At 63.2% G+C, this 5231-nt stretch carries 6 protein-coding genes; 2 read left to right on the top strand and 4 right to left on the bottom strand.

All coding sequences use genetic code 11. From position 1 onward, the window contains the following. Positions 1–503, top strand: a 503-nt coding sequence (locus VIW95_RS17255; protein WP_331588868.1) for a glycosyltransferase, incomplete at its 5' end; no start/stop codon positions are given. Between the two features lie 27 nt (positions 504–530). Next, positions 531–2012, top strand: coding sequence for a cyclic nucleotide-binding domain-containing protein (locus VIW95_RS17260; protein ID WP_331588870.1), 1482 nt, complete (start codon positions 531–533; stop codon positions 2010–2012). A 7-nt stretch (positions 2013–2019) separates the two neighbouring features. Here the strand turns inward: VIW95_RS17260 and VIW95_RS17265 are convergent, their stop codons facing one another. From VIW95_RS17265 to VIW95_RS17280, 4 genes are all read right to left on the bottom strand, one after another. Continuing rightward, a complete protein-coding gene (locus VIW95_RS17265; RefSeq protein WP_331588872.1) occupies positions 2020–3198 on the bottom strand; it encodes a VWA domain-containing protein in 1179 nt (392 codons plus the stop codon). 94 nt (positions 3199–3292) lie between these two features. Beyond that, positions 3293–4174 (bottom strand): MoxR family ATPase, encoded by an 882-nt coding sequence (locus tag VIW95_RS17270; protein WP_331588874.1) that lies wholly within the window; start codon positions 4172–4174, stop codon positions 3293–3295. Positions 4175–4179: 5 nt separating this feature from the next. Next, positions 4180–4581 (bottom strand): DUF309 domain-containing protein, encoded by a 402-nt coding sequence (locus VIW95_RS17275; protein WP_331588876.1) that lies wholly within the window; start codon positions 4579–4581, stop codon positions 4180–4182. A 148-nt stretch (positions 4582–4729) separates the two neighbouring features. Continuing rightward, positions 4730–5231 (bottom strand): FAD-dependent thymidylate synthase (locus tag VIW95_RS17280; RefSeq protein WP_331588878.1); only part of this gene is annotated, 502 nt, incomplete at its 5' end.

The following is a 5231-nucleotide window of genomic DNA, read 5'->3' on the forward strand; positions in this document are numbered from 1 at the left end:
AGACGTACTACTGGTCCAAGCATCTGAATTTTCGCAAGGCGCTCGAGGTCGCGGCGCGCTCGAATCAGCCGATCGAGCTGTCCACCAATCTGAGTAGCGGGGTGGATTACGATCGTGCAATTGCCGGTGGATTCACGATCGCGCCGGTAGTGCCGATGTCGCTCAACATCGACACGTACCGCGAGTACGTCAGCAGCTCGCGCGGCGAGTTCACGGTGGCGAAGGACATTTACGTAAGGCCGCGGACGGGATGGTTCAGCGATCGCACGGTCTGCTACCTGGCGGCCGGCCGTCCGGTCGTCACGCAGCGGACCGGGTTTGAAAAATTCATTCCCACCGGCATCGGCCTGCTCGGATTCGACACGCCGGACGAAGCGGTGGACGCGATTGCGCAAATCAACGCCGACTACCCGCGCCATGCACGCGTGGCGCGCGAGATAGCCGCCGAGTATTTCGACGCGGCGAAACTGCTCGACGAAATCGCGGTGGCCGCGGGGATCTGAACGACAGTGGCGACACCTCTTCAATCGATGCTGCAAATTGACGTGCTGCCGCGCGATTTGCGCACCGTCGTCGAAAGCGTGCTGGTCCTGTTCGGCCTGCTGGGCGCCTTTGCCGTGCGCCGCCGCAGGCGCGCCGTCACCGCGACAACCTTCCTGCTGCTCTCGGGCAGCGCTCTCATCGACGCCGGTTCGCGCTTCGTCCCCAACGAGCTGGTCGGCCAGAAGGTGGCGGTCGCGGCGTTCGTACTTTTTCTGTTCGGCGTGATCCGGCTGGTGCTCGAGTTCGTCGACGCAATAACGCGCCGCGGCAAAGCTCACTTCTCGACCATCACCAAAGACCTGCTGATGCTGGTGCTGTGGTTCGTGGTCGTGATGGTGGTGCTGTACACCGACTTCGGCGTGCAGCCGCTTTCGATCCTGACGACGACCACAGTCTTCGCGGCGGTCCTCGGCTTCGCGTTGCAAGAGACGCTCGGCAACATCTTCAGCGGCCTGTCGCTCTCGATGGGACGTCCGTTCGAGCCCGGCGACTGGATCCGCAGCGGCACGCATGTCGGGCAGGTCAAGGGAATCGCATGGCGTGCGACGACGATCGTGACGCGCGCCAATGAGCGGCTCGAAATTCCCAACTCCGTGATCGCGAAGGACACGCTGTACAACTACGGGACTGGCTACGTGCGCGACGAGATTGCGGTTGGGATCAGCTACGGCGTGCCGCCCAATCACGTGCGCGAAGTCGTGCTGACCCTGCTGCATGATGTGCCGCAAGTGTTGCGCAATCCGGCGCCGGAAGTCCTGGTGGGCAATTATGGCGATTTTGCGATCGAATATCAGATCAAGTACTGGATTGGGGATTACGGCGCGCAGGAGCGCGTGCGCGATCGTGTCGCGTCGAGCCTCTGGTACGCGCTGCGGCGCCATTCGATCGAGATTCCGTTCCCGACCCGCACCGTCCACGTGCGTGACGCCGGCCGCGATGAAGACGAAAAGGCCGACGCGCAGTTCGAGCGCGAATTGATGACCGACCTGCGCCAGGTCGATTGGCTGCGTGGTCTCAGCGACGACGAGCTTCGCATGCTGGTGCCTACCGTTTCGGTGCGCCAGTTTGGCGCGGGTGAGATGCTGGTGAGGATCGGCGAACCGGGCGAGTCGATGTTCATCGTGCGCAGCGGAAGGGCCGAAGTCATCGGTCATACCGCCGACGGCCAGCTTCGCCATCTTGCCGAGATTGGCCGCGGCGTTGTCACCGGCGAGATGGCGCTGATGACCGGAGAGCCGCGCAACGCAAACGTGCGCGCGCTCACCGACGTGGAAGTGATCGAGATGGACCGCGAGGGGTTCACGCGCCTGTTCAAGGAACATCCCGACGCCGCCGCCAGCATCGGCGATATCATCGCTGCGCGAAATCGCGACCGGCTGGAAAAACTCTCATCCGGCGACTCGCTCGACGGCAAAGGCGGGCCGCACCGATGGCTGCTGGCCAAGATGCGCGAGCTGTTCGACTTCTAATCGAAGCTCAAGCGATCGTGGCCAGAGCGACTTGAAGCTCGCGCAGGTTCCGCGCCGGCACGAGCAGCTTCACTTCGCGCGCGTATTGTTTGATTGCGCTGTCGCCGGTGCCCCATCGCGCAGGATCTTCGGGATTCAGCCACACTACGGCGCGGCACGCGCGCGAAATTTCGCGAACTACGTCGGCGCGCGCGGGTAGACGATTGTTGCGGCCGTCGCCCATGACTACGACGATCGTGCTGCGCGTGAGCAATCCGGTTCGGCGCTGCCACAACTCACCGAGAACGCGGCCGAAGTCGGAGCGAGCGTGGAGATCGAGCGCCGGCGTCATCACCAGGTGGCCCTGCTCGAAGTCGGCCTCCGCCAGATGATCGACGTAAACGAAACTGCTGACGCGGCGGAAGCATCCGCGCGCACCCGCCATCAATTCGAGCATCAACTGCGCGGCGTAGCGGACCGAGCCGGAGATGTCGGCGAGGATCACCAAATCTACATGGCGCGGACGCCGCGCACGGAAGTTGAGGTCGATCAAGGCGCCGCCGCGCTGCATCGCCGCGCGAATCGTGCGGCGAAAGTCGATTCTGCCGGTCTTCGCAAGACGCAGCCGGCGTCCGAGCCGAATCCGGAAGCGGCGAATCAGGGGAGCGAGCGCGTCGCGCGCCTCGTCATAGTCAAGGTCGGAGAAATTGTCGAAGGGCCTCCGCTCGATTCCGCGCATTCGAGCAACGCGCGCGGCTTCGATACCCTGCGTCGGCGATTCGCCGCGCGAATCCGACTCGCGGCGCTCCTCGCGGCCGCGCATCTTGTCTGAATCGCGCTCGGCGTCCTTGCCCTCCGCGTCGTCGCGATGCGCCGCCATCGTCGTCCTGGCAGGCTTCGCTTCTTCCGACGGCGATGATTTCTCATCGCGATCACTCGCGACGCCATCGCGCGGCCACTCGGACTTCTGCGGCGGCGCATCGTCGCGCGGTGACGGGTCCTCGCCCGGCCGGCCGCGGCCAGCGGCAGCCGAGACCTGGTCTCCGCGTTGATCGGGGTGCTCGCCGCGCCTATTCCGTGGTGCGGCGAAAAAACGGTTGAACGCTTCGTCGAAGGTCGCGCGGTCGGCTTCGTCCTTGATCAACGCCGCCGCCAGCGCCTCGTGCATCCGGGCGCGCTCGAGCCCCACGGCTGCAACTGCGTTCATCGCATCGATGGATTCTGAGACAGAGATTCTGACGCCGGCATCTCGCAACGCGGCGATAAAATTGACGAGCTGATCGCGAAGCCGCGCCATCTGACTACGTTGCGGATTTACGGCGCGGGGCGAGCGTCGAGGCTTTCGATTCGACCTTGGTGCGATCGTCTTCGTGCTTGAGCAATACGCCCAGCGCGGTGCGCACCGCGTCGGTATCGAGTTCGCGGACGCCCAGGCGCACGAGCGCGCGCGCCCAGTCGAGCGTCTCCGCAATCGACGGCGGCTTGCGCAGGCCGAGCTTGCGAATCGCGCCGACAAAACGCGCCGCCTCGGCCGCCAGCTTGGCGTCGAGCTCAGGCACCTTGAGCTCGATAATTTTTCGCTCCTGCTCGGTTCCGGGAAAGTCGATGAACAAGTGCAGGCATCGGCGCCGCAGCGCTTCGGACAGTTCGCGCGCGCGATTTGAGGTCAGGATCACGGCGGGCCGCTCGCGAGCCTTCAACGTTCCCAGTTCGGGAACGCTCACCTGGAAGTCGGAAAGCAGCTCCAGTAAAAAAGCCTCGAACTCCTCGTCGGCTTTATCGACCTCGTCGATCAGCAGGACGACCCGGCTGGGCGACGTAATCGCTCTGAGCAGGGGACGCTCCAATAAAAAATCGCGCGAGAAAATGTGTTCGCTCAGCTCCTCCCATCGCAGACCCTGCTGCTCGTCGGCCTGCATGCGTAAAAGTTGTTTCTGATAATTCCATTCGTAGAGCGCGCGCGCCTCGTCGAGTCCTTCGTAACATTGCAGCCGGATGAGCTCGGTGTGGAGAATTTCGGCGAGCACCTTGGCGACTTCGGTTTTGCCCGCGCCGGCGGGGCCTTCTATCAAAAGCGGCTTTTCGAGAGCGAGCGCCAGGAAGATCGCCGTCTCGACACGCTCGTTGGTGACATAGAGCGCGCGCTTGAGGCCGTCGGAGATTTGCTCGTGCGTAATTTGCATGGCAGTCAGAGGCGGTTGATCTTCGGGGCGCGGCGGCGCTCCAGGAAAATCCGTGCGCGATGCTTGAGGCCGTCGCGCTCGTCGCGCGGAGTCGCGCGCACCTCTTCGGTGTAGGCTGCCAGCTCGACGCATAGCCGGTCAACGTCAACGCCGGCGCGCGCGGGCTTCATGTCGTCGAGCGCGAGCATCGCCTGCGACATCAGGTTGATCGAGGCCTGCCGTCCGCCGCGTTCGAAGCGCAAATGGAGCGCCGCGGCGATTTGATTGAATGCGACGATGAGACCTTTCAGATCGTCATTGGCCGAGTGCGATGCGGTTTCGAACATCTCGGCCGCCTCGAAATACGCGCCGCGATTGAATGCCGCGATCGCGTCGTCGATCGATACCGATGGGAAATCGTTTTTCACGGCTCAGGTTTCACAGCTCAAGAGAGCTCTGTACAACTTGGCGGACAGATTGAGGATATGAGCAGAATCTCGAATCGCGCGCAAAAGGAGTGCGCGCTGTACAAGGACCCTCACCCTGATCCTCTCCCTTACAGGGAAAGGGGAAGAACTACAGCTGCTCTTTTTCCTCGACCGCGCGATACTCGGCCTCGCCCAGCGCCTGCGCTTTGCGCGTGCCGTAGCGCTCGTAGAGATCGAACAGGCTGGACTTATGCGGACGCACCTTGCCCAGTGGGCACTTCTGCCATTCGTCGAGCGACTCGTCGCAGTAGCCCATGCGATTCTCGCCGCACTTGGGTTGCAGGAAGACCGCGATTTCCGGCAACACGTGCTTGATTTCCGCGCGCATCATCGCGACCATCCGGCGGATTTCCCATTGCGCGCGCACGCACAGGCGCAGATCGCAGATATGCAGCATCTCGGCGAAATTCACCATCACGTGAAAATTCGTCGGCGCGGCGTTGGGCAGCACGAAGCGCGCATCCTCGGCTGGAATCCCGGCTTTGAGCGCCTTGGCGTAGAGTTCGGACGTCTTCGAAAGCAACTCCGAGAATTCACTTTCGAGTCCCGCGCGCGACCATGAATCCGGCAGCACGAAGGCGAGCTTGTCC

The sequence above is a fragment of the Binatus sp. (SeqCode) genome (genome assembly GCF_036522015.1).
GTDB lineage: Bacteria > Desulfobacterota > Binatia > Binatales > Binataceae > Binatus.